Here is a 1,247-nt window from a genome sequence, read left to right on the forward strand (position 1 = left end):
GGTGAAAACCAACGTCACCGCCGGATATCCGGTGGCAATCGGCCTCTACACCAACGAATTCCGTTTCTACGGCCGGACCAATCCGAACGCCGGTGATCCCGTGTACGACCACATCGTGACCGTCACCGGCATCACCTCGAAGAGTCCGCTGACCGGCCCGGTCGCCTACTCCCCCGACGACGTCATCACCTTCAGCGACCACGGTCTGTGGACCGGAACACCCACCGGTCTTCCGCAGTACCTGTTCAGTTACGCCTTCGGCGCCTTGCCGGCGACCCGACGGCAGGCCAACACCGCCGGCGCGGCGGTGTACTCGCTGCCCGACACCGGAGAGAACTACGGCATCGCCATCACCGGGGTCGCCGACCGGAACAAAGAGACGGTCCCGGTCCGACTCACGACGAGCGTCAACGCCGAGAACCCGCCGATGGTCAACGGTTCCACCAGGCGTCCGCCCGCGCGCCCGGTGACGCTGACCGTCACGGTGTCGAACCTGAATCCCGGCACCACCTACAACCTCTACCGGTACAGCACCATGGCGGCGGTTCCCGACGGCGGATTCAACGCCAACGCCTCGAAGGCGGCACAGAAGTGGAAGATAGTCGCCACCGGGACGACCTACACGATGCAACAGACCATCATGTCCAACGAGATCGCCGCGTACCGGGCCGTTCCCGCCACCGCGGGGTGACCTCGTTGCGCGGCACCGGGCCAAAACTGTAACGTGTTCTAGTTAGAGGACTACAGCGGAGGCCCGGATGACCACCGATATTCGTGAGATCGACAGCGGGACACTGCCCGACCGGTACGCCCGGGGCTGGCACTGCCTGGGGCCGGTGCGGACCTTCCTGGACGGCCAACCGCACTCGATCCATGCATTCGGCACCAAACTGGTGGTGTTCGCCGATTCGCAGGGCGACCTGCACGTACTGGACGGCTACTGCCGCCACCTCGGCGGCGATCTCTCTCAGGGCACCGTCAAGGGCGATGAGATCGCCTGCCCGTTCCACGACTGGCGGTGGGGCGGTGACGGCCGCTGCAAACTGGTGCCCTACGCGAAGCGCACTCCGAAACTGGCCCGCACCCGCTCCTGGCAGACCGACGTGCGCGGCGGCCTGCTCTTCGTGTGGCACGACCACGAAGGCAATCCCCCGCCGCCGGAGGTGCGGATCCCGGAGATCCCCGAGCACGGCGATCCGGACTGGACAGGGTGGAACTGGAACTCGATGCTGATCGAAGGTTCCAAC

General features: G+C 65.8%; 2 protein-coding genes. Both read left to right on the forward strand.

Annotation, left to right across the window (positions count from 1 at the left end; all coding sequences use genetic code 11):
* Positions 1–691 (forward strand): hypothetical protein (locus ADBZ5U_RS16470; protein WP_526811982.1); only part of this gene is annotated, 691 nt, incomplete at its 5' end.
* A 67-nt stretch (positions 692–758) separates the two neighbouring features.
* The coding region (locus tag ADBZ5U_RS16475; RefSeq protein WP_526811983.1) for a Rieske 2Fe-2S domain-containing protein at positions 759–1,247 on the forward strand (489 nt) is incomplete at its 3' end.

This window comes from Mycobacterium sp. (assembly GCF_040398885.1).
Taxonomy (GTDB): Bacteria; Actinomycetota; Actinomycetes; order Mycobacteriales; family Mycobacteriaceae; genus Mycobacterium.